The organism is Streptomyces sp. NPDC001156, from assembly GCF_053598275.1.
Genome location: NZ_JBSFJX010000042.1, coordinates 28558 through 51928, shown reverse-complemented (window position 1 = coordinate 51928; position 23371 = coordinate 28558). Strand labels below are relative to the sequence as shown.

At 69.8% G+C, this 23371-nt stretch carries 15 protein-coding genes; 10 read left to right on the top strand and 5 right to left on the bottom strand.

The features are described 5' to 3' along the window. The first annotated feature begins 18 nt into the window (after nt 1-18). From fxsA to fxsT (ACWDA7_RS21300), 9 genes are all read left to right on the top strand, one after another. Nucleotides 19-228 carry an FxSxx-COOH cyclophane-containing RiPP peptide gene (gene fxsA / locus ACWDA7_RS21340; protein WP_450605813.1) on the top strand — a complete coding sequence of 70 codons (210 nt, stop codon included), beginning with the start codon at nt 19-21 and terminating at the stop codon, nt 226-228. Between the two features lie 236 nt (nt 229-464). Beyond that, nucleotides 465-1673: an FxsB family cyclophane-forming radical SAM/SPASM peptide maturase gene (locus tag ACWDA7_RS21335; RefSeq protein WP_450605822.1), complete on the top strand. Its 1209-nt coding sequence runs from the start codon at nt 465-467 to the stop codon at nt 1671-1673. Further along, nucleotides 1673-3205, top strand: a complete 1533-nt coding sequence (locus ACWDA7_RS21330) for an aKG-HExxH-type peptide beta-hydroxylase (protein ID WP_450605821.1) — start codon at nt 1673-1675, stop codon at nt 3203-3205. The genes ACWDA7_RS21335 and ACWDA7_RS21330 overlap by 1 nt, the downstream gene beginning before the upstream one ends. Nucleotides 3206-3345: 140 nt before the next feature. Next, entirely contained in the window at nt 3346-6357 is a 3012-nt protein-coding gene (fxsT, locus tag ACWDA7_RS21325; RefSeq protein ID WP_450605812.1) for an FxSxx-COOH system tetratricopeptide repeat protein, read from the top strand. A 120-nt stretch (nt 6358-6477) separates the two neighbouring features. Next, entirely contained in the window at nt 6478-6873 is a 396-nt protein-coding gene (locus ACWDA7_RS21320) for a CU044_2847 family protein (RefSeq protein WP_450605811.1), read from the top strand. Beyond that, nucleotides 6870-7814: an AAA family ATPase gene (locus ACWDA7_RS21315; protein WP_450605810.1), complete on the top strand. Its 945-nt coding sequence runs from the start codon at nt 6870-6872 to the stop codon at nt 7812-7814. The genes ACWDA7_RS21320 and ACWDA7_RS21315 overlap by 4 nt, the downstream gene beginning before the upstream one ends. A gap of 38 nt (nt 7815-7852) precedes the next feature. Next, nucleotides 7853-9739, top strand: coding sequence for a magnesium chelatase (locus tag ACWDA7_RS21310; protein WP_450605809.1), 1887 nt, complete (start codon nt 7853-7855; stop codon nt 9737-9739). Then, the gene (locus ACWDA7_RS21305; protein WP_450605808.1) at nt 9729-11045 is read left to right on the top strand and encodes a CHAT domain-containing protein; all 1317 of its coding nucleotides are present in this window, start codon (nt 9729-9731) and stop codon (nt 11043-11045) included. The genes ACWDA7_RS21310 and ACWDA7_RS21305 overlap by 11 nt, the downstream gene beginning before the upstream one ends. Before the next feature lie 578 nt (nt 11046-11623). Beyond that, a complete protein-coding gene (fxsT, locus tag ACWDA7_RS21300) occupies nt 11624-14551 on the top strand; it encodes an FxSxx-COOH system tetratricopeptide repeat protein (protein ID WP_450605820.1) in 2928 nt (975 codons plus the stop codon). A 107-nt stretch (nt 14552-14658) separates the two neighbouring features. On the opposite strand, the gene ACWDA7_RS21295 is transcribed toward fxsT (ACWDA7_RS21300), so the two are convergent. The 4 genes from ACWDA7_RS21295 to ACWDA7_RS21280 form a co-directional block, all read right to left on the bottom strand. Next, entirely contained in the window at nt 14659-18468 is a 3810-nt protein-coding gene (locus ACWDA7_RS21295; protein ID WP_450605807.1) for a multifunctional oxoglutarate decarboxylase/oxoglutarate dehydrogenase thiamine pyrophosphate-binding subunit/dihydrolipoyllysine-residue succinyltransferase subunit, read from the bottom strand. A gap of 281 nt (nt 18469-18749) precedes the next feature. Then, nucleotides 18750-19856 (bottom strand): HAMP domain-containing sensor histidine kinase, encoded by a 1107-nt coding sequence (locus ACWDA7_RS21290; protein WP_450605806.1) that lies wholly within the window; start codon nt 19854-19856, stop codon nt 18750-18752. Beyond that, nucleotides 19853-20590 carry a response regulator transcription factor gene (locus ACWDA7_RS21285; RefSeq protein ID WP_450605805.1) on the bottom strand — a complete coding sequence of 246 codons (738 nt, stop codon included), beginning with the start codon at nt 20588-20590 and terminating at the stop codon, nt 19853-19855. Before ACWDA7_RS21285 ends, ACWDA7_RS21290 begins: the two co-directional genes overlap by 4 nt. Nucleotides 20591-20702: 112 nt before the next feature. After that, nucleotides 20703-21389 (bottom strand): spermine/spermidine synthase domain-containing protein, encoded by a 687-nt coding sequence (locus tag ACWDA7_RS21280; RefSeq protein ID WP_450605804.1) that lies wholly within the window; start codon nt 21387-21389, stop codon nt 20703-20705. Nucleotides 21390-21661: 272 nt separating this feature from the next. Between ACWDA7_RS21280 and ACWDA7_RS21275 the strand changes: the two genes are divergently transcribed. Beyond that, nucleotides 21662-22435: a rhomboid-like protein gene (locus tag ACWDA7_RS21275; protein ID WP_450605803.1), complete on the top strand. Its 774-nt coding sequence runs from the start codon at nt 21662-21664 to the stop codon at nt 22433-22435. A gap of 34 nt (nt 22436-22469) precedes the next feature. Here the strand turns inward: ACWDA7_RS21275 and ACWDA7_RS21270 are convergent, their stop codons facing one another. Continuing rightward, entirely contained in the window at nt 22470-23264 is a 795-nt protein-coding gene (locus tag ACWDA7_RS21270) for a GNAT family N-acetyltransferase (RefSeq protein WP_450605802.1), read from the bottom strand. Nucleotides 23265-23371: the final 107 nt, after the last annotated feature.

The following is a 23371-nucleotide window of genomic DNA, read 5'->3' as shown; positions in this document are numbered from 1 at the left end:
AGGGGAGAGGAACAGACGATGGACATACGCGAGGAAGCGTCTTCCGGGGCGCTGGATGAGGGAGCGGGCTCGACGGTCACGCAGGAGCCGCTTCCGGATCTGCTCGGGCTCGACCTGGACGAGCTGAGGACGCTTCGGCATCCGGTGCTGAGCGAGGTGCTGGAGGAGTTGCGGGAGCGGGCGGCGCAGCCGAGCGAGATGCTGTGGGGCTTCAACAACTCCTTCTGAGAGGAGCGGAGGCCGAGGCGCCATCGGGAACGGTCCGACTGGCGCTGCGACGCATCACTTTCGGTCGAATGTATTGCCCAATCAGTCACTTTCGAACGTAGTGCGTTTGCGCCAGCCCGTGGGTAGGCATAGCCCCTGTACGGGTAGGGGGCCGTGCCGCGGAGGGGCGAACCGCCACAGCACGAGCCGTACGGCATGGGGGTGCTGGAGTGTCGCCGAACGCCGCTCCCGAGCACATCCCGGAGGAACCCGGATCTCCGAGTGTCGCCGGTGAAGGGCGCCAACCCTTTCGGCAGTTCATAGTGAAGGTCAACGGCCGGTGCAATCTGGCCTGCAAGTACTGCTATCTGTACGAGGGCCCCGACCACACCTGGCGCGACCGGCCGGCCGCCGCGTCGGCGGAGGTCCTGGACCGCACCGCACACCGCATCGCGGAGCACGCCCGCGTCCACGATCTGGCTGCGATATCGCTGGTCCTGCACGGGGGCGAACCCTTGCTCGCCGGCGCTGAGGCGCTCGCGCGCTTCACCGACCTCGTCCGCGACCGCGTCCCGGCCGCCTGTGCCGTCCACCCGGTCGTCCAGACCAACGCCACGCTCCTCACCGAGCGCCGCGTCGCCACCCTGTCCCAGCACGGCATCCGCATCGGCATCAGCCTCGACGGTGGCCTCGCGGCCCACAACGCGCGACGGGTCGACCACTCGGGCCGCCCGTCGTGGCCGGCCGCATCACGCGGGGCGCGCCTGGTCGCTGACCGGTTCCCCGAGTCGTACGCCGGAATCCTCACGGTGGTGGACCCCGCGCTGGACCCGCTGGAGACGTACGAATCCCTGCTCGCCCTGCGCCCGCCGGCCCTGGACCTTCTCCTGCCGCACGGGAACTGGTCGGCCCCGCCGCCGCACCTGGACGGCGCGGGCACACCCTATGGCGACTGGCTGTGTGCCGTGTTCGACCGATGGTGGGACGCCGCGCGGCGGGAGACCCGGGTGCGCCTCTTCGAGGCGTGCCTGGCGCTGCTCATGGGCCTGCCGGCCGCAACGGAGTCGCTCGGCCTGTCGCCCTTCGACGCGGTGGTGGTCGAGACGGACGGGTCCATCGAACAGGTGGACTCGCTGAAATCCGCGTACGAGGGCGCGGCGGAGACGGGCCTGGACGTCTTCCGGCACGGCTTCGACGACGCGCTGGGCCATCCCGGCGTGGCGGCCCGGCAGTCGGGCGCGGCCCCGCTGGCGGCCCAATGCCGGGCGTGCCCCCTGCTCACCGTCTGCGGCGGCGGCCACTACGCCCACCGCTATCGAGCCGGAAACGGCTTCGCCAACCCGTCCGTGTACTGCGCCGACCTGCAGCGTTTCATCCGCCATGTGGCGAAGCGGCTCGCAGACGGCGCGACACGGGCACCCCGGGCGTCCGTCCCCGCCGTCTCCTGCGAAGGGAGCACCCCGTGATACTTCCGGCGATCCCCGACCGTGCGCTCACCGAACTCGGCCGCACCGAGGGCGGCCCCGACACCCTCGCACTCCTGGTGCGCGACCAGGACACCCGGCGACTGCTGATGGTGCGAGCGGTGCTCGACGCGGTGGAGGGGGCGGACGACGCGGTGTGTCCGCCCCGGGCGCGAGCACGCATGCGGGAGGACTGGGCGTTGCTGGTGGAGGCGGACCGGACGGAGCCGCCGGGGGGCTACGGACCGGCGCCGGAAGAGGCAGGGTCGGTGCCTGCCCCGGGACCCGTGAGCCTCCCGCACGGCGTGTCCGTCCCCCGCCGCTCGCCCGCCCGCGACCGGCTCCTGCATCCGCTGATCGGCCCCTGGGCCAGGCGCTGCCTGCGCGGCCTGGACACGGAGCCGGGACCGCCGACGGAGGAGGGTGCTCGGGAACTCGCACGGGACCTGGCCCACTTCAGCGCCGTCGCCGCGGTGGCCGCGGCTCGCGCCGGGATCTCCTTCAGCGTGCGGCTGAGGGGGCGGGACGGGGTGCTTGCGCTGCCGTCGCTGGGGGCGTTGTACACGGTGCAGTCCGGGGACGCGGTGGCAGACGTCCTCTGCCGGGACAGGCGTCTGATCATGCGTCAATCAGGAGCTGTCGACATCGTCGTGCATCTGGAGGACGGGGTCGGCGCCTGGTCGGGATCACCTGCGTGGACACCTGCGTATGCGTTGCCGGGTCTGGTGCCGGGTGCTGAACCCATGCCCCTGGATGACCTCGACCCCTACCGTGCGGTGCGGGGCGGACCGCGCCGCCAGGAGCTGAGCGGACCGGCGACGCTGGACGACGCGGAGCGCAAGCGATGGGTGCAGGCCTGGGCAGGGACGGCCGAGGCCTTGCGGCTCGGGGGAGCGCAACGGGTCACGGAAGCTGTCGTTCTCCTGCGCTGCCTCGTACCGCTGGCTGAGCCACCGGTATCGCCCTCCGGGAGCCATAGCGCGGGAAGCTGCAGCGCCACCAGGCGTGAGGCGTTCGGAACCGTGCTCAGCAGCATCCCGCCCACACCGTCCACCTTTGCCGCCACTCTGGTCCACGAACTTCAGCACGCAAAACTCGCTGCTGTGAGCGACATGATGCCTTTGCATCATGCTGGTCCCGATGAGCGGTACTTCGCCCCATGGCGGCCCGATCCCCGCCCCTACGACGGTCTTCTTCAGGGTTCCTATTCGCATCTGGCGCTCGCTGACTACTTCCAGCGCTGCGCGCACACTGCCCCCGAACAGGCCGACAGGGAGACGGCCTGGAGTCTGCATGCGCGATACCGGGAGCAGGTGCGCGCGGTGCTGCCTGCGCTGGTCGCCTCACCCGATCTCACTCAACGGGGGCGTCAGTTCGTGGACGAGATGGTTGCGGGATACGAACGGATGGCCGAGTGCCCCGCTCCTCGTGGTCACACGGCCCGCGCGGCAGCCTATGTGAGTGCGGCCCGCACGCTGTGGCTGCAGAGGCATGGACGCGTTGCACGCCAGGAATCCGATGCGCCGCAAGCGTGAATTACCGTGCCGGATGAGGTGATGGTCATTGCGCTTGCGGGAAGGGATGCCCACCGTGGAGCGCGAGTACGGCGTATATCCGTCCGTGCCTATGCGGCGCCGCGCCCAGGTTCTACTATGACGCACGGGGAGGCCGCTGCATGTCTGGAGCTCACACGCAGGTTGGATCAACCGAGAGGGGAGCCGGGAAGCAGACGGTCACGATCAGCTTCGCCGGGTTCAACCGGGCCTGGGCGGCCTGGATCGGTGACCGACTCGAGCGTCGTGGTCTCCGTGTCGTGTATCTGCGTTGGGACTCCCCGGCCGAGATCGCCCTCGAGGACTGCCTCCGCGACCTGAAGCTCGCCGAGGGCCGCATCCTCATCGTCGTCAGCGAGTGGTACTTCCAGCTGGGTCCGCGTACCCACGACGAGTGGAACGCGGCGCTCCGTGCGGTTGTGGGCCCCGACCCCTCCCGTTTCGCCGCCGTCTCGGTGACCACGAGCCCCGTGCCCACGGCCACCGCCGCGCTCGCCGCCGTCGACCTGACGAACATGGGTGCCGACGAGGCCGAGCGCCGCATGCTGGACCGGCTGGACCTGCCGACCGCTCCGCTGCCCGGCTCCACGAACGGCCCCCGGCGCGGCCCCCGCTTCCCCGCGGCCATGCCCGAGGTCTGGGGCGGTGTTCCGCGCCGCAACACGCGCTTCACCGGCCGGGAGTCGCTGCTGAACGACGCCTACCACCTGCTCCAGGGCGCGGAGCCCGGTGCGGGCGTGGTGGCGCTGCACGGCATGTCGGGCGTCGGCAAGACGCAGTTGGCCGCCGAGTACGTGTACCGGTTCGGCTCCGAGTACGACGTGGTGTGGTGGGTCAACGCCGAGAAGAGAGTCAGCTACCGCCGCGTCCTCGCGGAACTGGCTCCGAAACTGGGGCTGACGACCGGGCAGGAATACGGTGAGCGCCTGCGCGCCGTCCGCGACTCGCTGCGCCGGGGCGACCCGTACGCCCGCTGGCTGCTGGTCCTGGACGGGGCCGACGAGCCGGACCAGATCTGGGACCTGGTGCCGACCGGCCCCGGGCATGTCCTGATCACTTCACGGAACCCGGAGTGGACCGAGCACAACAGCAAGCTGCTGGGGGTGCCCGTGTACGAGCGCTACGAGTCCGTGGCCTTCATCCGCCGCCGTGCACCGCGGCTGACCGAGGCCGAGGCCGACCAGCTGGCCGAGGCCCTCGAGGATCTTCCGCTCCTGCTGGACCAGACGGCCGGCTGGCTGAACGACTCCGACCTGTCGGTCGAGGACTACATCGCCCTCCTGGAGGGCGGTATCGACCAGGACGTGGTCAAGGTGTCAGCGGACTTCCCGCTCGCGTTCCAGACGGCGTGGTCGATACTGCTGAACAAGCTGCGTGAGACGGTCCCGGAGTCGGTGGACCTGTTGCGCCTGTGCACGTTCTTCGCGCCAGGATTCATCCCCGTGCGCCTGCTCAAGGAGATGCCGCACGACGAGCTGCCCGAACAGGTCGCGGGACTCCTCAACGACCCGCTCCTGTGGAACAAGGCGATCAACCAGCTGCGCCAGTACTCTGTGGTCCGCCTGGAGTCCCACGACACGACCTCCGACGATGCGGCGGCCTCCGGCGAGTCGTTGTATCTGCACCGCATGGTGCACCAGATCGTCGGCAAGGACATGCCGGACGAGGACCGCGAGGAGTTCATCGAGGTGGTACGCCAGTCATTGGCGGCAGCGGACCCCCGCAGGCCGACGGATCCGGACCTGTGGCCCGTGTACGCGGAAATCGTCCCGCATCTGAAGTACGCGGACATCCTCAACAGCACGGACCCGGCCATTCAGCGCCTGGTTTTCAACTGCCTTCGCTACATGTTCTTCTCGGGCGAGTACCAGGCTGGGATCAAACTCGGCGAACGTGCCCTGGAGACCTGGCGATCGCTGCTCGGGGAGACACACCCCAGAATCTGGGAGCTCACCTACCACTACGCCAATCTCTTGCGCGCGGTCGGCGACTACACGCGTACGGAGGCCATTGAGCGCGTCGCAGTCGATCACCTTCGGCACGAGCGCGGACCGCAGGACCTGGAACATCTCCGCGCGGCAGGTGGTCTTGGCGCCGACCTGCGTGGTCTGGCCCGCTACGACGAGGCGCTCGAACTCTCCCAGTGGATCCTCGCGGCGTACCGGGAGCTCCTGGGCGAGCAGGACTCCCGCACCCTGAACGCCCAGAACAACGTTGCCGTAACGCTGGTACTGCTGGGCCGCTATGAAGAGGCTCTGGACATCGATCGCCGAACCCTCGACGCGCGGCGCCTGTTGCTGAAGCCTCGGCATCCATGGACTTTCTACTCGGAGATGTCCTACGCCATCGACCTGCGCCTTCTGGGGCGCTACACCGAGGCGGAGTCGATCCAGGCGAAGAACGTCGAGGAACAGCTCCATGTGCTGGGCGCGAACAACCCCTACACGTTGAAAGCTCAGCACAACCTCGCCTTTTGCCACTACCGCAGGGGCGACCGTGAGGTGGCGGGGAAACTCTTCGCCGACGTGTTGGAGCGGTCTGAGCGCGTTCTGGGTGAGACGGATCCGGAGACCCTCCGGTATGCCACCAGCCAGAGCTGCTTCACACGCGAGCACGGCGACATCGACCGGGCCCGCGAGCTCAGCGAGGCAACCATCGCCCGTTACGAAGTGATGCTCGCCGAAGGACATCCCTTCGTCGCTGGAGCGCGTGCCAACCACGCGCTGATCCTGCGGAGCGTGGGCGAGCGCGACCAAGCCCACGTCCTCGTCGAACAGGCGCTGACGGACATGACCGCGGCCGTGGGCGAGAACCACCCGTGGACCCTGGGGTGCGCCATCAACGCCTCCGCCCTCCGTAATCTCGTCGGCGACACGGAGACGGCTGCGGAGTTGAGCAAGGTCACCGCTGCCCGGGCCGCAGAGGTCCTTGGCCGTACGCACCCGCTGACCCTCTCGGCCCGGATCGCCCACGCTGCCGACCTCCGTGGCCTGAGGGACCGACAGGAGGCGGAGAAGCTGGAACAGGAGGCTCTGGCGGACCTCGTCGCCACCCTCGGTCCGCAGCACGTCCACACTGTCTCGGCCCGTGCCCGTACCCGGCCCTTCTGGGACTTCGAGGCCCAGATCATCTGAACCCAGTCCAACCACCCCGGTGCGCATAACGGCCCGCACGCCGGGGAAGTACGAAGGTCTCACTCTCAACAGCCGGGCACAGCAGGAGAGTTGAACCAGGGGGACGGTGTGGTGATCTTAGTGGGACCTGTCCCGGCGGGAGCGGACGGGCCCATCGCCATCGAAGTAGACACCGACCTCCGACCCGCCTCCTCGGACGGCCTTGACCTTGTCTACGGCGACGAGGAGACCCGGGACGGCGCCGCCCAGCGTGTCGTCCAGATCGCACGGGACGCCTACACCGACGGACTGGATCTTGCACGGCGTTGCGCGGCCCAGGCAGTGAGGCGCTTCGGGGAGCTCAGGGAAGAGGTGCGGCCGGACGAGATAGAGATGCAGCTCTCGATCAAGGTCGACGCCGGGGTGGCCGCGCTGGTCAAGAGCGGGGCGGAGGCGCAGCTCCAGATCACCTTCCGGTGGCGGACGTCCGGTGCGCCGCAGGAACCGTCGCCGGATCCGGAAGGGACTACATCGTGAGCCGTACGACGGGTGACGTGCACATACTGCCGTACAGCCGTGTCGTGGGGCAGGGCGATCTGAAGCTGGCGCTGGAACTCAACCACGTCGCGCCCCGCATAGGCGGAGTTCTCATGGCCGGCGCGCGTGGCACCGCCAAATCCACCCTGGTACGGGCCTTCGCTCTCATGGCGCATGACGAGCTGCCCGTCACCCTTCCCATCAACGCCACGGACGACCGCGTGCTAGGTGGCTGGGAACTGGACGCCCTCATGCGCGGTGAGCCCCGCCCCCAGCCGGGTCTTCTCGAGGATGCTCACGAGAAGGGGCTTCTCTACATCGACGAGGTGAACCTCCTGGACGACCACCTCGTCAACATCATCCTCGACGTCGTCTCGACCGGGGTTCTCTCGGTGCAGCGGGAAGGCCTCGCCACCGCCAAGCACCTGTCCTTCGGGCTCGTGGGCACCATGAACCCCGAAGAGGGCGGGTTGCGGCCGCAGTTGCTCGACCGTTTCGGGCTGATGGTCACCGCCGAGCAGTTGGACGTGGAGGCGCGCCGTCGGATGATCCGTACGGTGCTGGACTTTGAGAGGGAGCTGGCCGGGGAGGAGTCCGGCTGGCTTGCCACGGCTGGGCATGAGGGCGCGGAGACCCGTAGGCGGCTGGAGGCGGCGCGGGACCGGGTACGGCACGTTCAGGTGCCGGACGACATCGTTCGGCTGTGCGCCGAGGCGGCAGAGCGCGTGGACGCGGTCGGACAGCGCGGCGAGATCGTGGCCACGCTGGCGGCCCGCGCCCTCGCGGCACTGGACGGCGCGGACCGAGTGGAGCGCGTTCATCTGCTGCGTGTGCTGCCCATGGCGCTTCGGCACCGGCGGCCGGAGACCGCCCACGGCGGAACCTTCGACTGGGGTTCCGACGAGCAGGCCCGAGTCAAGGACCTCTTCGAGTCCGACTGATCCGCTTCATGGCCTCCGACCTGCGGAAGGGTTTCGCCGTGTCCGAACTCAGCGCGCCGGAGGAGCCGGACGACCTCGCCCGGCGGCTGACCCGCGCCCTCGTCTGTGCCGCTGCCGAACCCGCGCTGTCCGGGGTGCTGCTCTTCGACCTCGAACCCCGGCTCGTCGACTCCGTGGCACGTCTGTTCACACGAATCGTCACAGGTGCGGGGCCATTGGGCGGTGCCGAACCCGACCGGCCCCCGCTCATGCTGGGGGCCACCAGCCGTGACGAGGACCTATGGGTCCGGCCCGGGCTGCGGCAGGAATCCGACGGCATCGTGTTCCGGATCGAGCCGGGCCCTCTCATCCGGGCCGACACCCGCCCCGGACCGCCGCCGGTGGTCGTCGTCGCGGACCTGACCCGGCTGAGCGTCGCCGGCATGCGCGCGGCCGTGCAGTTGCTCGGGGCGGATGTCGCCGTGGTCGAGCACACGGGACTGCGCCAGACGGCCCGGCCCCGGACGCGCTGGCTGGCAGCCTGCCGTTCGTCCGACGTGGGCCGGCTCAGTCTGCACCTGCTGGACAGGTTCGCCCTCCGGCTTCCCGCGGGTGCTCTGCGATTGCCCCCGACGGACAGGCTGCTGGGAAGCCTGCCGCACACATGGCGCACTGCCGCCGTGCAAGGAATCCCGGCCGTGACCGTCACCGACGAGGCTCTCGGCCGTGTGATGGAACTCCTCGGGCCGGACGCCGGAGCCCGCAGGGAACTAGCCCTCGCGAGACTGGCCCGCACCTTGGCAGCACTGAACGGCGAACAAGCGGTCTCCGCCGGCCACTGCGACGAGGCCGCCCGGCTCATGGGCCTGACAGTGGCGGATGCGCCGCACCACGGTGACATGGATGCCGGCCCGGCGGAGCCTTTGTCATCGGCCGAGCACCCCCGCCCGGCGCCACGCACCGTGCCACGACGCCGGAAAAGCACACCCGTTGGAGACCGTCTGCGCTCCGGGACGGGCGAGCGACTCCTGGAGACCGAGCCGCCGGAAGCGATCGGCACCGGTCAGGGCCGGACGCCCCAAGCGGCGGTCACCCCGTACCCCGAGGACGAGGCAGAGCCACTCCGGGACTTCGCGCCCCTACGCAGTCCCTGGCAGCGCACGGCGGGATCGCCCTCCGCACGCGGAGTGGCGGTCGGCACCCGGCGGGCGAGGGACCTGCGGGACCTCGCTTACGTGCGCACCGTACGGGAGGCCGCCGTGCACCAACGCGTCCGGGGGACCGAGCGGTTCACGGTGTCGCCCGTCGACCTGCACAGCTACGTCCGCGCCGAAGCCCCGGAACGCATGCTGGTGCTGGTCCTGGACCACACTTGCCGGCCCGACGAATGGGACTGGCAGGATGCGCTGGCTCCCTTCCTGCAGTGGGCGTACACCGGGCGGGCCGCCGCACAGGTGGTCGAGGTCGGCAGTGCGGAGGCCGCCGACGAGCTGCGAGCCCATGCCTTCGCCGCCCGCAACGTTCTCGACCCTCGGGTCCTTGCCGCGCTCTACCGCCCGGCTGGCCGTGCCACACCCCTCGCGCACGGCATCGAGCAGGCAGCGCAGGCCTTGCGCCGCGCCTTTCAGCAGCAGGGGAGCAGTCTGGCGGAGGCCTGGTTGGTCGTCGTCACCGACGGGCGTGGCAACGTTCCGCTGCGGGCCAGCCACAGCGGTCGGCTCGGCGGGCCGGTGGCCGCGTCGGGCGTCGAGGACGCCCTCGAGGCGGCAGCACGCGTCGGAGCCATGGACCGAACGAGGATGCACGTGGCCGTTGTGGACGCGGGCAGGGAGCCCTACGGAGACCTGCCCTTCGCACTCGCCGAGACGCTGGGCGGGAGCGTCGTCGAGGGACGCCCCGGCCGCGGGACCGGAACCGCAGGCGAGGGGATCGCCGGTGGACACTGAGCCGCGGCATGGTGCGCGCTGGCTGGTGGGGGTGGACACCGTGATGCGTCGCGGGCCTCTGTCCGGCCTGCGTCCCGCAGCCCGCCGCGAACCGGCTTCCGTACGGCAGCTGCGCCGTTCGCATGAACCGCCCTCCGGCCTCGGAGGCGGCGAGGTGCGGCCGGTGGAGCGCCTCGACGAGGGGGCAGCGGTGCTCCGCGTGGCGAGGGCCGAGGCGGAGGACGGGCAGGAGTCCTACCGGCTCCAGGGCTGGTGCGGAGACCTCACGCTGAACTGCTCGGCCGGGCCCGACCGCCTCACCGCGCCTGCCGTCGGTCTCGGCAACGTGAGTGGCGACGGTGAGTACCCGTCGGAGATCCTGCGGGGCATCCAGCTCTGGTCCGGAAACCAGGGGGAACTCGCCCGCTGGATCAACCGGATCCGGGACCGGCACGGCAACACGCTGCGGCTGGTCGTGTGGGACGACACGGGATACGAACTGCCCTGGGAACTGTTCTGGCTGCCCTCTGATGCGGAACTCGGCTTGGAGGGCGGGCCGCTGGGGGCACAGCTCGTTCTGGTCCGCTGGACCACCGTGCACGATGTCGGCCAGGATCTGCCGCGGGAGAGGGGCGAGTGCCACGGGCGCGTCCTCAGCTACCTCCACAAGGACATGACCGACGACGGCCATGTCTTCGCCCGGTACGCACACCAGTCGCACATGGAGATGACTCCCTTCCTGGAGGCGCTCGACACGCCCGTCGACCGCACCGGGCTCGTCTACATGGGCTGCCACGGCACGTACGGTTCGACCGTCCCGCGCCTGTCGCTCGGCGACCGCACCTGGGCCGAGTTCAACGGCCAGCCCATGCGGGTGCTGGACATGGACCGCTCCCTGGTCTGCCTCAACGCCTGTCACTCAGGACGTTTCGTGCACAACCGGGCACAGGGGGAGTACGCCCTGCGTGGATTCGCCGAACTCTTCTTGCGCAAAGGAGCGGGCGGGTGCATCGTCACGGCGGGAAAGGTAGGAGACCAGGAGGCGCGCAAGCTGGTGCGGCGCCTGGTGCACGAGGTGGCCACGCACCCCCAGCAGCCGATTGCCGAGACCCTGCGGTCGTTCCGGGCCCGCGCGATCGAGGAGTTCGGCTCCCTGAGGGCCATCCCGACCACGCGCAACGATGACGGCCAGGTCGATCGGGTGGGCCAGAAACGCGTGCTGCGCCTCCTGTACGCCTTCATGTTCCACTACTACGGCCATCCGCTCACCACACTGCGACTGGCGGCAGAGGACGGACAGAGCGCTGCAGGAAGGGGCGTGCGGTGAGTGGAGATCGGCACCCCTTGGTGATCGAACCCGTCGTGGCCTGGCCCCGCCAGGCCGAGACCGAGTGCGACTACCTCGTCACCGTCGATCTGCGCGGACCCCTGCCGCAGCCGGACGGCGCACCTGCGGAATGGCCCTACCCCGTGGAGGAGTTCACCTTCACTGTCGCCCTCGACGGCTCCCCTTCCTTCGTCTGCACGGCGCTCGACGAACCGAGCGTCGTTCTGCACCGCTTCGGCGGAACATACGGGGCGGCGCGCTTCCGAGTCTCGACGACCGGTGAGACGGGGGAGGCATCCCTGTGGCTGACCATCAGCAACCAGTGGGGTGTCCCCGTCCGCAAGGCCGAGTTGCGCTCCGAGATCCGGGAACGACAGCCGGGACGGGAACCGGCGGCGAAGCTGGTGGACGTCGTAAGGGAGCGGACGTCCTCGACGACGCGGCCGTCGGCACCCCTCGATCGCGGACGGGGCACCTGGCTGGACGAGCGATCGGGCCCGGGCGAGCCCCAGCGGAGCGATCTTCCGGACCGGACACCTGAGCGGCGCCCTCGACGTGCCGGTCGGCAGACTGTCACGATCAGCTGCGCCGGATTCCATCGCGCCTGGGCCGACTGGATCGGCGACTGCCTGGAGCGGTACGGCCATCGCGTCGTCCACCAGCGTTGGGATCCGCCGAGCGGGACCCCCTTGGCGGAGTCCCTCAGGGATTTGCTGCTCGCTCCCGGGCCGGTCCTGCTGGTCCTCAGCGAGGGGTACTTCGGGGCGGGCCGAAGGACGCGCGAGGAGTGGAACGAGGCTTTGTACGAGGTCGTCGTCCCCAACGCGGACCGCTTCGCAGCGGTGTCGGTGACGGCGTCCTCCCTGCCGGCCGCTGTCGAGGCCATCGACCCGGTCGGCCTGTACGACCTGACCGCGGTCGAGGCCGAGCAACAGGTCCTGCGCGTACTCGGATTGCAGGCCGACCCGCTGCAGGAGTCCATGAACGGCGCCGGAGGCGGTCACCCCCGTTTCCCCATGGATGCCATCCGGGTGTGGGGCGGCGTACCGCGCCGCAATTCCCGGTTCATGGGCCGTGAGTCGCTCCTGGGGGACACCTGCCATCTCCTCATGCAGGGCCGGGGGATGGTGACTCTCAAGGGCATGCCGGGTGTGGGGAAGACCCAGCTCGCCACCGAGTACGCGTACCGATTCGGGTCCGAGTACGACGTGGTGTGGTGGGTGAGCGCAGACAGCCGGACTTTCGCGAGGCAGCGGCTCGCGGAGCTCGCTCCCGCTCTGGGGCTCGCGACGGGGGCGGAGTACGGCGAGCGGCTGCGAGCGGTGGGCGAGGCACTCGGCCGCGGGGCCCCCTATGCGCGCTGGCTGCTGATCCTGGACGGCGCCGACGAGCCGGATCAGATCGCTGACCTGGTGCCGACCGGACCGGGGCACGTCCTGATCACCTCCCGCAACCCCGGCTGGCGCAACCACGGCAGCTCGCTGCTCGAAGTACCGGTCTACGAACGGGGTGAATCCGTCGCCTTCATCCGTCGCGGAGCGCCCCGGCTCACGGACGCGGAGGCCGACCGGCTGGCGGAGGCCCTCGAAGACCTGCCCCTCCTGCTGGACCAGAACGCGGCCTGGCTCGAGGACTCCGGCATGTCCGTCGACGAATACCTCGAACTCCTCCAAAGGGATCCTGGTCGGACCGCGGCGAAGGTGTCCGCCGACTTCCCGCTCACCTTCCGCTCGGCTCTGTCCATCCTGTTGACAAGACTGCGCGAGAGTTGCCCGGAGTCCGTGGTCCTGCTGCGTCTGTGCACCTTCTTCGCGCCCGGCTCGGTCCCCGTACGCCTGCTCAGGGAGATGCCGACGGACGAACTTCCCCAACCCATTGCAGAGTTGCTGCAAGAGACGCGGGTGTGGGACAGGGCGATCGGCCAGCTGCGCCAGTACTCGGTCGTGCGCCTGGACTCCCATGAGCCGGGTCAGTCGGCGGAGTACCTGTATCTGCACCGGATGGTGCACCAAGTCGTGCGCAACGACATGCCCGACGAGGACCGGCAGGTCTTCGCGGGGGTGGTCCGCCGGGCCCTGGCCACTGCCGATCCACGGCGACCCTCAGACCCCGACGTCTGGCTGCGATACGCCGGGATCGTCCCGCATCTGGAGTACGCGGATGTACTCCACAGCGCGGACCCCACCGTTCACACGCTGATCCTCAACTGCCTGCGCTACATGTACGTTTCGGGCGAGTACAGCACGGGCGTCTGGTTCGCCGAGCAGGTGCTGCCGGCCTGGCAGGAGCTTCCGGGCAGTCACAACGAACTGCTGTGGGACCTCGGCCACCACTACGCCAACCTGCTTCGGGCGTGCGGGGACTACCAGCACAGTGAGGCCGTGAGCCGCACGGCGGTCGAGCAGTACCTCGCGGTGAGCGGCCGCCGAAATCTCGGATACCTGCGGGCTGTCGGCGGTCTCGCCGCGGACCTGCGCGCACTGGCCCGTTATGACGAGGCTCTCGCCCTCTCCCAGGAGGTCGTGGACGGCTACGAAGCACTCCTCGGAGCGAGCGAGCCGCGCACGCTGTCGGCACTGAACAACAAAGCCGTGTCGCTGCGTCTGCTCGGCCGTTATCACGAGGCTCTCGAGATCGATCAGCAGACGCTGGGGGAGCGGCAGCGGATTCTGGGGTCCGGCGATGTGTGGACTCTCTTCTCGGGCATTCTGTGCGCCACGGATTTACGGCTCCTGGGCCGATATGCCGAGGCCTTGCAGTTGCAGGACCACAATGTGACCCTGCACCAGGAGATTCTCGGCCGCACCCGCCCCCAAACCCTGAGAGCCGAGCACAACTTCGCCGTGTGCTTGTATCGGGGCACGGATCATGAACGGGCGGGGCCGCTCTTCAGTCACCTGCTGCGGCAAGGAGAAAGAGTCCTGGGCGACACGGACCCGCTCACGCTTCTTTTCGCCGCTAGTCAGAGCTGCTATGCCCGTGAGCACGGCAACATCGACGCAGCCCGGCTCATCAGTGAGTCCGTCGGTGACCGCTACGAACGGCTGCTCGGACCGGCGCACCCGTACACCGCGGGAGCCTGGGCCAACCACGCCCTGATCCTTCGTCATGTCGGAGAAGGGGAGCAGGCTTACGCTCTGGCCGAGCGCTCTCTTGCCAACATGAGCTCCGCGGTGGGGGAGGACCACCCCTGGACACTCGCCTGTGCCCTCAACACCTCGGACTTGCGCAACCTCGTGGGCGACCCAGAATCCGCCGTCGTCTTGAGCCGGGAGGCAGCCACGAGGGCCGCTGGCAGGCTCGGCGCCCGGCATCCGCTGACGCTGTGTGCGCGCATCGCGCTCGCCTATGACCTGCGGACACTCGGACAACGGCAGGAGGCCGACCGAGTGGAGGCGGAAACTTTGAGCGCGCTGGCGGCGACTCTTGGCGCGCGGCACCCCCAGAGCGTGTCGGCCCGTAACCGAGTCCGCCCCCACTGGGACTTCGAGCCTGAGATTCCCTGAGCCCGGCGACAGCCGGGCTGTCGCCGGGCCACCGAGGACGTACGACGAAGGGCCCGGCCCCGGGAAAATCCCGGGGCCGGGCCCTCTCGTCAGCAGCGCTCAGAGGCTCACGCCTCGAACACCTCACGCACCAGCTGCTCCTGCTCCGCCTGGTGCCGCTTCGCCGAGCCCACGGCCGGGGACGAGCTGTGCGGGCGCGAGATGCGGCGCAGGCGCTCGCCGGCCGGGATGTCCGCGCCGACCGCCAGGTCCAGGTGGTCGATGAGGTTCAGGGCGATGAACGGCCAGGCGCCCTGGTTCGCCGGCTCCTCCTGGACCCACAGGTACTTCTCGGTGTTCGGGTACTTCTTGATCTCGGCCTGGAGCTCGGCACCCGGCAGCGGGTACAGGCGCTCGAGACGGATGATCGCCGTGTCCGTCACACCGCGCTTCCGGCGCTCGGCCTCGAGGTCGTAGTAGACCTTGCCCGCCGTGAAGACGACCTTGCGGACCCCGGCCGGGTCCACCGAGGAGTCGCCGATGACCGGGCGGAACTGGCCCGTCGTGAACTCCTCCGCCTTCGACGCGGCGGCCTTGAGGCGCAGCATCGACTTCGGCGTGAAGACCACCAGCGGTTTGTGGTGCGGGTTGTGCACCTGCCACCGCAGGAGGTGGAAGTAGTTCGACGGCAGGGTCGGCATCGCGACCGTCATGTTGTTCTGGGCGCAGAGCTGCAGGAACCGCTCCGGGCGGGCCGAGGAGTGGTCCGGGCCCTGGCCCTCGTAGCCGTGCGGGAGGAGCAGGGTGACGCCGGACGTCTGGCCCCACTTCTGCTCCGCCGCCGAGATGTACTCGTCGACGACGCTCTGCGCGCCGTTGACGAAGTCGCCGAACTGCGCCTCCCACATCACGAGCGCGTCGGGGCGGGCCAGCGAGTAGCCGTACTCGAAGCCCATGACCGCGTACTCGGACAGCAGGGAGTCGTAGACGTTGTAGCGCGCCTGGTCCTCCGACAGGTACTGCAGCGGGGTGTAGTCCTCGCCCGTCTCGCGGTCGATCAGTACCGCGTGGCGCTGGCCGAAGGTGCCGCGGCGGGAGTCCTGGCCGGAGAGGCGGACCGGCGTGCCCTCGAGGAGCAGCGAGCCGATGGCCAGGGTCTCGCCCATGCCCCAGTCGATCGTGCCGTCCTCGACCATGGCCGCCCGGCGCTGAAGCTGCGGCAGCAGGCGCGGGTGGACGGTGAAGTAGTCGGGGATGTTGACCTGGGACTCGGCGATCCGCTTGACGACCTCGGCGGACACGGCCGTGTCGACCGCCACCGGGAAGCCGTCCTGCGGCTCCGGCGTCGCGGCCGAAACCGGCTGCGACGTGGCCTCGCGGACCTCGGTGAAGACCTTCTCCAGCTGGCCCTGGTAGTCCTGCAGCGCCTGCTCGGCCTCTTCCAGCGTGATGTCGCCCCGGCCGATCAGCGACTCGGTGTACAGCTTGCGCACCGAACGCTTCTTGTCGATCAGGTCGTACATCAGCGGCTGGGTGAAGGCCGGGTTGTCCGACTCGTTGTGACCGCGGCGGCGGTAGCAGATGAGGTCGATCACCACGTCCTTGTTGAACGCCTGGCGGAACTCGAAGGCCAGACGCGCGACGCGCACGACCGCCTCGGGGTCGTCGCCGTTCACGTGGAAGATCGGGGCCTCGATCATGCGGGCCACGTCCGTCGCGTACATGGAGGAACGCGAGGACTCGGGGGCCGCGGTGAAGCCGACCTGGTTGTTGATGACGATGTGGACCGTGCCGCCCGTGCGGTAGCCCCGCAGCTGCGACATGTTCAGGGTCTCGGCCACCACGCCCTGGCCCGCGAAGGCCGCGTCGCCGTGGATCGCCACCGGCAGGACCGTGAAGTCCGTACCGCCCTTGTTGATGATGTCCTGCTTGGCCCGGGTGATGCCCTCGATGACCGGGTCGACCGTCTCCAGGTGGGACGGGTTGGCGGCGAGGGAGACCTTGATCTGCTCGCCGTCGAGACCGGTGAAGGTGCCCTCGGCGCCCAGGTGGTACTTCACGTCGCCGGAGCCGTGCATCGACTTCGGGTCGAGGTTGCCCTCGAACTCGCGGAAGATCTGCGCGTAGGACTTGCCGACGATGTTCGCGAGGACGTTCAGGCGGCCGCGGTGGGCCATGCCGATGACGACCTCGTCCAGGCGGGACTCGGCCGCGCTGTCGATCACCGCGTCGAGCAGCGGGATGACCGATTCGCCGCCCTCCAGGGAGAAGCGCTTCTGGCCGACGTACTTGGTCTGCAGGAAGGTCTCGAAGGCCTCCGCCGCGTTCAGCCGGCGCAGGATGCGCAGCTGCTCCTCGCGCTCCGGCTTGGTGTGCGGGCGCTCCACGCGGTCCTGGATCCACTTGCGCTGCTTGGGGTCCTGGATGTGCATGTACTCGATGCCGGTGGTGCGGCAGTACGAGTCGCGCAGCACGCCGAGGATGTCGCGCAGCTTCATCATCGACTTGCCGGCGAAGCCGCCGACGGCGAACTCGCGCTCCAGGTCCCACAGGGTGAGCCCGTGCTCGACGATGTCCAGGTCGGGGTGCTTGCGCTGGCGGTACTCCAGCGGGTCGGTGTCGGCCATGACGTGGCCGCGGACCCGGTAGGAGTGGATCAGCTCGAAGACGCGGGCGGCCTTGGTGACGTCGTCGTCGTGCGAGGCGTCGATGTCCTTGAGCCAGCGGACCGGCTCGTAGGGGATGCGCAGGGCCTCGAAGATCTCGTCGTAGAAGCCGTTCTCGCCGAGCAGGAGGTTGGCGACGACGCGCAGGAACTCGCCGGAGGCGGCGCCCTGGATCACCCGGTGGTCGTAGGTCGACGTGAGCGTCATGACCTTGGAGATGCCGAGCTTGTTCAGGGTGTCCTGGGAGGTGCCCTGGAACTCCGCCGGGTAGTCCATCGAGCCGACGCCCATGATCACCGACTGGCCGGGCATCAGACGCGGCACCGAGTGGACGGTGCCGAGGCCGCCGGGGTTGGTGAGAGAGACCGTCACGCCGGTGAAGTCGTCCATCGTCAGCTTGCCGTCGCGGGCGCGGCGGACGATGTCCTCGTAGCCCTGCCAGAACTCGAAGAAGTTGAGCGTCTCGGCCTTCTTGATCGCCGCGACGACGAGTTGGCGGTCACCGTTCGGCTTCACCAGGTCGATGGCGAGGCCGAGGTTGACGTGCTCCGGCTTGACCAGGGTCGGCTTGCCGTCCTTCTCCGCGAAGGACCAGTTCATCGACGGCATGGCCTTGATGGCCTGGACCATCGCGTAGCCGATCAGGTGCGTGAAGGAGATCTTCCCGCCCCGGGCGCGCTTGAGGTGGTTGTTGATGACGATGCGGTTGTCGAAGAGCAGCTTCACCGGCACCGCGCGCACGGACGTGGCCGTGGGCAGCTCCAGCGAGGCGTTCATGTTCTTCACGACGGCGGCTGAGGGGCCGCGCAGGGTCACCAGCTCAGGACCCTGGGGCGCCTGGGCCACGGCCTCGTCCTTCTTGGGCTGTGCGGGCGCCGCGGCGGGCTTGGCGGCGGGTGCGGCGGCGGGCTTCGCGGCGGGCGCGGCGGCCTTCGCCGGGGCAGGCGCGGCGGCCGGCTGCGCAGGAGCGGCCGGGGCCGGCGGCGCGGCCGGAGCCGTGGGAGCGGCAGCCTGGGCGGCGGGCGCGGCCTGGGCCGACGCGGTGGTCTCCGCGGCCCCCGCGGCCGCGGTACCGGCCGCGGAGGCGGGGGCTCCCGGCTTGTAGTCGGCGAAGAAGTCCCACCAGGCACGGTCTACCGAATTCGGGTCCTGGAGGTACTGCTGATAGATCTCATCGACGAGCCACTCGTTCGGACCGAACGCGGCCGCGGGGTTCTTCCCGGCTTGGTCGTCGGTGGAGATGCTCGAGTTACTGGGGGACTGTGGCGACACGGCGGCAACCGCCCTCTTCCGCTTCACAAGGTGATTGGACAGCGGGAATAAAGGCTACGCCTCCCCGGCCGCGAAGGTCAGGCCAGGCCGGTTCATCGTCGTGTAAGTCACACCGGAAAGCGTGTTTCGGCGCTGGAAATGGCGGGAAACAAGGGGGGTTCCGTTCTCGGCGGGTACGGCGGACCCGGCCCGGCGCGGGGGATGCGCGGGCCCCTGCCTGATCACACGTGTCCGTCAGCGGGGACCTGTATGGATCTTGTGGCTCCGCTTTGAACTTTACGTCAACCGGACGCGGATGGCTCTCCCGGAAGGGTGACCTGGATCCGGCAGCCGCGGGGGGATTCGGCCACCCCGATCCGGCCGCCGTGCAGCTCGACCGCCCAGCGGGCGATCGCCAGACCGAGGCCCGTGCCGCCGTCGCTGCCCGGCCCGTGCGGCCGGTTCACCGCTCCGCGGTTGAAGCGCTCGAAGACCCGGTGCCACTCCGACTTGGGGATGCCGGGACCCTCGTCCAGGACCTCGAGCTCCAGCGACTCGGCGTGCGTCCCGCGCCGCGCCTTCACGGTCACGCGCCCGTGCGGCGGGCTGTGCTTGACCGCGTTGTCGATCAGGTTGGCCACGACCTGGTGGATGCGCTCGGGGTCCGCGTGCGCGGTCAGCTCCGGCGGGGTCACGTCCAGATGCAGATGGACATCGGTACGGGTGTGGGTTCCGGAGCCCGAGGCGATGCCCGCGCGGGCGGAGGACACCATCTGGGCCTCCTTGAGGACGCCCGAGAGGTACGGCCACACCTCGAAGCGGCGCTTCTTCAGCGGAACCACACCGTTGTCCAGGCGGGAGAGGTCCAGCAGGGTCTCCACCAGGCGCCCGAGCCGTTCCGTCTGCTTCAGCGCCGTGCGCATCGTCTCCGGGTCGGCGGCCGATATCCCGTCGACGATGTTCTCCAGCACCGCGCGCAGTCCCGCGATGGGCGTGCGCAGCTCGTGGGAGACATTCGCCACGAGTTCCTTGCGCTGTCGGTCCTGGGCCTCGAGCTCGTCGGCCATCAGGTTGATCGTGTGGGCCAGGTCGCCCAGCTCGTCCCGGCGTGTGTCGCGCACCCGGCGGGTGTAGTCGCCGTGCGAGATGGACCGGGCCACCGTGTTCATCTCGTCGAGCGGAGCGGTGAGCGAGTGGGCCACGAACTGCGTGATCAGCAGGGTGGCGATCATCGAGAACACCGTGATGAAGCGGAGCTCGGTCTCGGTGCGCACCGCGATCAGCAGCAGACCCGTAGTGATCAGCACCGAGATGACGACCAGTGCGCCCAGCTTGGTCTTGACCGAGAACGGGCGAACGCCGCCCCAGGGCTCCCCGGGGCCTCTCCGTGGCGACGGCTCGCCGCTCATGGCGTCGGGGTCTCCAGCGCGTAGCCGACGCCGTGCACGGTACGGATGCGTTCCGCGCCGATCTTCCGCCGCAGGGCCTTGATGTGGCTGTCCACGGTGCGGGTGCCGGAGGCGTCGGCCCAGTCCCAGACCTCCGCGAGCAGCTGCTCGCGGGACAGGACCGCGCGCGGGGTGTTCGCCAGGCACACGAGCAGGTCGAACTCGGTGGGCGTGAGGTGGACGTCCTCGCTGCGCACCCGGACCCGGCGCTGTGCGTGGTCGATCTCCAGTTCGCCGAGGCGCAGGATGCCGGTGCGCGGGGTGGCGGCGGCCAGTGCGGCCCGCTCGACCCGGCGCAGCAGCACGTGCACGCGCGCCGCCAGTTCCCGCATCGAGAACGGCTTGGTCATGTAGTCGTCGGCGCCGACGCCGAGCCCGACCAGCATGTCCGTCTCGTCGTCGCGCGCGGTGAGCATCAGCACCGGTACCGGGCGCTGTGCCTGCACGCGGCGGCAGACTTCCAGGCCGTCGAAGCCCGGCAGCATGATGTCGAGAATCAGCAGGTCGGGCTGCCAGGCCTCGGCCGTGTCGACCGCTGCCGGGCCGTCGCCGGCCGTTTGCACGAGGAATCCCTCGGCGCGCAGGCGGGCGGCGATGGCGTCCTGGATGGTCTGGTCGTCCTCGACCACCAGAACCCGCCGCTGCGCGCCCGGGGTCGCCGTCGTGCCGTTGTGTGCGGTGTGTGTCTGCTCCATCGCCCGCCCCTGGGGTTGCTTTCCGGAATCCGTGGGGTGATCCCATGACTGCGTTTGACGCTTGAATGATCCGCGTCAGGGATGCAGCGTACGGGGAGTTACCGCCGGTCGGCTATCCAGGTCTGACAGCAAGATGCACGACGTCCGGAACGCCCCGGGCAACCGGGACCTCTTCGGTACGGACCTGCTGGAACCCGGCATTCCAGAGGGTTCCTTCAAATTCCGGAGAGGGCTGTGCCGACCATACCGCCAGTACTCCTCCGGGCCTCAACAGGCGTGCGCAGCTTGCCAGTCCTGCCGTCGAGTACAGGCTTTCGTTGTCCTCCGTGACGGTCCAGCCGGGCCCGTTGTCGATGTCGAGGCATAGTGCGTCGTACGTGTCCGACGTCTCATTGACGTAAGCGACGAGATCCGTTGCGAGGAGGCGGGTGCGCGGGTCGGCCAGCGCGTCCGCGGTCAGGGCGGACAGCGGGCCGTCGCGGTGCCAGTCGATGACGGCCCGGTCCCGTTCGACGACCGTGATCCCTCCCCAGCGGGTGTCCGCCGCGGCGTGCGCGAGCGAGAAGCCGACGCCGAGTCCGCCGATCAGCACGTGGGGGTGGGGGCGGCAGTCCAGGGCGTCGCGGGCGGCGTCGACGAGCAGTCGCTCCGAGCGCCCGTCGGAGTTGTCCATCAGGAAGCAGCCGTTGGCGATGATCTGCAGCAGTCCGCCCTGGCGCCGCAGCACCACCTCGCCGTAGGGGCCCGAGCGGCGGTCGAGCACTTCTGGGGCGTCGTAGGTGTCGTACGGATGAGCCATGGGTCACATTCTGGTGACGTGATCTGCTGATGACGACTGATTTTGGTCGGGCGGGTAGGCCTTTCCGCGGCTCCGTGCGCCGAACCCGGCGCGCGCTCAGCGTCGTGACCTGGCCCGACCGCCGTTAGGGTGCGAACCTCCGTTCGCGCGGTTGCGCCGGACGTGCGAGGCGTCTGAGAAGTTGCTTTGAAATCGGGACGGTGGTGGCGTCGGTCATAGACAGCGACCCCTGCGACGCCAAGGGTGGTGCGTGACGGAAGGAGCGCCGCGCCTTGGAACGCACGGTCTCGGCGGCTGACGCCACGTTCACGGCCCCGGGGACGGGCGCGCCATTCCTTGACGGCATGCCGCGCCAGCGCACGGCATGCCAGCCGGCCCTTCCGGCCCTCTGCCCGCCCGCGCCGAAGGCGGGCCCGCGTCCCTGGCTGCTCCTGCCGAACCCCGTGGCCACCCCCTTCACCTTCGGGTACGCCGCCGTCCTCGCCGTCACCTCGCTCTTCGCCGCGTACGCCGACCCGGCCCTGGTGCACACCCTGTACCAGCAGTCCAGCACCGACGTCGCCCATCTGGTGCGGACCCCGGTGCCGGTGCTCATCGCCAGCGCGCTGTGGATCGCGGGCGGGATCACCTCGTCGTACACGCTGATCTTCCTGCTCGTGCTGACCGCGCTCGAGCGGCGGATAGGAGGACGGCGCACGGTCGTCGTCTTCCTGCTCGGGCACGTCCTCGCGACCCTGGCCACCGAGCTCCCGGTCGGTCTGTGGGTACTGGTCGGCGAACTGCCCGACAGCTCCCTGCACCGCCTCGACTACGGCATCAGCTTCGGCGTGGCGGCGAGCCTCGGCGCACTGACCGGCCTGCTGCGGCCATGGCTGCGCTGGGCGGTGCTCATCGTGTTCGGCGGCATACTGCTCCAGGACCTCGTCGCGTTCACGGACCCCCTGAGCAACTGGGGCCATCTGATGTCCCTGGCCATCGGGATCGCCATGTGGCCGCTGGTGCGGCGGTGGCGGAAGAGGCCCCAGGAGGCCGCCCCCGCCCGGTAGCCGCTCCCGCCGGTCCGGCGGTTCGGCGGTTCGGTCAGCGCTCCGGCGGTGTCCACACGTAGGGCGTCGTCGTGGTCACCGCCCGAAAGCCCAGACGGCGCAGGATCGGGGCGCTGTCGTCGGAGGCGTCCACCTGGAGGTAGCGGACGCCGCGTTCCGCCGCGACGTCGGCACGCACCGCGACCAGCGCCCGGTAGATCCCCTTGCCCCGCCACCGGGCCAGCGTCGAGCCGCCCCACAGGCTCGCGAACTCGGTCCCCTCGCGGAACACCAGCCAGGCAGCCGAGACGACCTCCCCGTCCGCCTCGGCCACATGAACCGCGATCTCGTCCGGCGCGGCGGCCACCCGGCCGGTCAGGTCGTCCGCGAGCCAGCCGCAGTCCTCCCCCCAGACGGCCGATTCCATGGCGGCGATGCGGCGCATGTCCGCCATGGCCGTGACGCGGCGCAGCGTGACGCCCTCCGGGAGGACCGGGTGCCGTACCGCCAGGTCCGCGGTGGGCCCGATGACCACCGTCTCCTGGTCCTCGGGCACGAAGCCGGCGGCGCGCAGCCGGTCCACGAGGTCGGCCGGGGTGTCGTGCCCGCGCGTCTTCCACTCCACCGCCTCGCCGCGGGCGGCGAAGTAGTCGCGCTGCCGGACGATCAGCCGGTCGAGCTCGGCCCCGTACACCCCGAGGTCGCGAGGCCCGCTGACGAGCCCACGGAACTGGCCGACGATCCGCAGCAGCGGGCCGTCGTACTCGTGGGCGACTCCGGCGGGCGGGCTCGGCGGGGCACCGCGCATCTGGTCGTCGTAGGCGGCGAGAAGGATCTCCGATTCCGTCATGAGCAGACCGTACGGCGGGCGGCAGGCGGCGGGGCGACTGCCGGACGGTCGTGCTGCCCGTCGGCGCGCGGGCATGACGGCCGTTCGGCCGGGAAGCCTTGCGCTCC